Here is a 2,676-nt window from a genome sequence, read left to right on the forward strand (position 1 = left end):
ACGCTTTTCCGGGGAGGTTTCGCCGCGCCCTAGCAGGGGTGGCGGGTGAGGCAAAGGGCGGGGGCGCGGCAGGCGGGTGGCGGGCCGCCGCGGGTCGCCAATATCGGCTGGACGGCAAAAGGTCCCGGAAGGGCACAGGCGCGGCGCGCGGCACGGGCCATCCGCAGACATGAAAATAAAGTGCGAGGCCGGGAGAGACCTGTTTGTGCAAAAGAATAGCACGACCGAGGGCGTGAAAAGTAAGGCTTAGAGCCATATTTGCCGGATTCAACGTTTCGGCACGTTAACGACAAGTTGACCTGCCGGAGGCCCTGCTTGCCATAGTCTGAGGAACTTAGCGAGTTTACCCCGTGTTCTTGCGGATGGTGCGGGTAATCATCGCGCTACCTTTCGTAAAAAGTAGGAGAGTCTGTCATGAAACTCAAATTTGCAATTTCCGCAATTGCCGCCTGTGCCCTCGCGAGCGGAGCTGCGATGGCAGACGGGCCTCAGAAGAAGCATAAGCGCGGCCATTCCGGCAGCGTTGCCGCCGGCGCAGCGGTCGCCGGTCCCAAGGGCGCAGCCGCCGTCGGCGGCGCTGGAAGCGCCAGCAGCATGCCCGGCATGACGCAGACCCAAACCCGTCGCACTGCTCGCAATGGCGATACCATGTCGACAACCACGACGACTTGCATCCCCAACAGCGCCGCGACGACCAGCAGCAACACGGCCTATACCGACCGCAACACCGCGGCCGGCGCATCCACCACGAGCGGCACTGCACAGGGCAGCGGCGCGGTCTCCAGCAGCTCCGACGGCTATGCGACTGCCGAGCGGTCGAGCAGCGGAACCTACGCTGACGCCAGCGGCACCTCGACAGCCACGGCTCGTCCCAGCCGCCGCTGCTAAGCATGAATGGCGCGGCTTCTCCGGAGGCCGCGCCGTCACATCGAAGGAGCGTTCACATGACGGTCCTGCATCCGCTCACTCTCATTGCCCTGGCTGCCATGTCGGCACCGGCTGCCCCCGGGACGAAGGCTCGGCAAACGACATCCGGAAACGCTTGCGTCGCAACCCGGATATTGCCGGACGGCCGTGAAGTGCGGGCAATCGCACCCAAGGGTGCAACGGCTTCCGTTTCCACCCATCGCGGTCGAGGCTCGAGCGCGAGCACATCCTCGAGAAGTACGGGCCGATCCGTTTCGAGCGCGTCGTCGAGCGTCTCGTCCTCTTCATCGAGCGGACGGGGCAGCGTCTCCCGGGCAATGTCGTCCTATACCGACGAGCTGGGGCGGACGGTGACGACGACGCGGGATGAGCGGGGCTGCCGGATCGTAATCGACGAACGAGATATTTCAGGAGAAGAATGATGTCAGCGTTTAAGACAATGACGGCGATCGCCGCCTCGACACTCGCGCTTTCCGCGCTTGCCGTTCCGGCTGCCGCCCAGATAACCACCGGCACCAGCGGCACCGCGCAGGGCACGGACGTCAAGGCTCAGACCTGTGGGCAGGGCACCAGCACCGCCACCGGCGTCACCGTGTCCGGTTGCGCCGACGCCACGGCCGCGAACGGCGGCACGGTCAACACCAGCAACGTCGCCAGGGCGAACGATCAGATGGGCATGCAGCGCTCCAGGGCCACTGCGGTCGATGAGGATGAGCGTGCCCGCGCAATGACGATGACGAAGGTGCGCCAGGGCGAGGTCGTCCGCTCGCGGACCATGACCATGTACAAGCAGCGCGGCGAGAAGCCCGTGCGCGAGGTGACCACCAGCACCGCGACGCCGAAGAGCACGACGACGAAGAAAAGGCCGCGATGATCCGGCTCAACTCCAGCGCCCGCAGGCGCTGGAGTTGCTCATCCGTGACAGGAGACAAGGCGTGTGGCCGCCGGGGGGAAAATCAGCGGAGCGGCCGGCGGCCGCGTAAATAAAGAGTAGAAGCCGGTCGAGGCGCTTGAATGCCGCGGCGGCGCCTCAGCTCTCGCTTTGCAGGCGCTCGGCCAGTTGCTCGATCTCATCGGGGTTGAGCAGCCAGGTGCGCGTCTTCTGCCCTTCGCGGTGCACCGGCCTCGTCAGCAGGATCCGCGCCTGCGCCTTTGCGAACGGCTTGAAGATCGCGAAATGCATCGCGCAGTCGCGGATCGTGCCGATCATCGGCGCCTTGCCGTCGAGATCGATGAGGGTTGCCGGTTCATCCCAGGAAATGGCGGACACGCGCTGACCTCTTTGATGTTGCCCCCGCAAAGACCATCGAAGCCGGCGGAGGTCAAGGCTCACAGCCGAAACCAAAGTTCGGCCGGCCCCGAAGCACGAACCGCCATACATCTTCAGTTTATAATCAATAGCTTATGGAAAATCTCGGCTGGCAGCCTGCCCCCACGGCGGCCGGCCGGGGCCGGAGGCGAGGGAGTCGCAGGCCTCCGGCCCGCACTCCTCGACCCGTCCCGCCCCGAAAGTCCGGGCGCTCGGCAAGCAGCTGGCAAGGGAGCTAAGCCGCGCATCAACCGAAGCGCCCGAACAGGCCGAGCAAAGGGGTAACTCAACCCGACTTGCAACCTATGTTGGTGCTCCCGGCCTCCAACGCAAGCCGGCCCTTAACACTTCGCGGCAGGCGCCGCGCACCCTGCTCGTCGCCGAAATACGCGCCTTCGTCGCTTTCCTGCCGCTTGGTAGCAGGGATCGCCGCTTCAGCC

General features: G+C 65.1%; 3 protein-coding genes. 2 read left to right on the top strand and 1 reads right to left on the bottom strand.

All coding sequences use genetic code 11. The features are described from left to right. The first annotated feature begins 474 nt into the window (after window positions 1–474). Complete coding sequence (locus VF662_RS04570) at window positions 475–888, top strand: hypothetical protein (protein WP_464138200.1); 414 nt, start codon at window positions 475–477, stop codon at window positions 886–888. A gap of 457 nt (window positions 889–1,345) precedes the next feature. Then, on the top strand, window positions 1,346–1,801 hold the full coding sequence (locus VF662_RS04575) for a hypothetical protein (RefSeq protein ID WP_464138204.1): 456 nt from the start codon (window positions 1,346–1,348) through the stop codon (window positions 1,799–1,801). A 156-nt stretch (window positions 1,802–1,957) separates the two neighbouring features. Here the strand turns inward: VF662_RS04575 and VF662_RS04580 are convergent, their stop codons facing one another. Continuing rightward, window positions 1,958–2,137: a hypothetical protein gene (locus VF662_RS04580; protein ID WP_464138207.1), complete on the bottom strand. Its 180-nt coding sequence runs from the start codon at window positions 2,135–2,137 to the stop codon at window positions 1,958–1,960. Window positions 2,138–2,676 lie beyond the last annotated feature (539 nt).

It is taken from the genome of Allosphingosinicella sp., from assembly GCF_036387215.1.
Lineage (GTDB): Bacteria > Pseudomonadota > Alphaproteobacteria > Sphingomonadales > Sphingomonadaceae > Allosphingosinicella.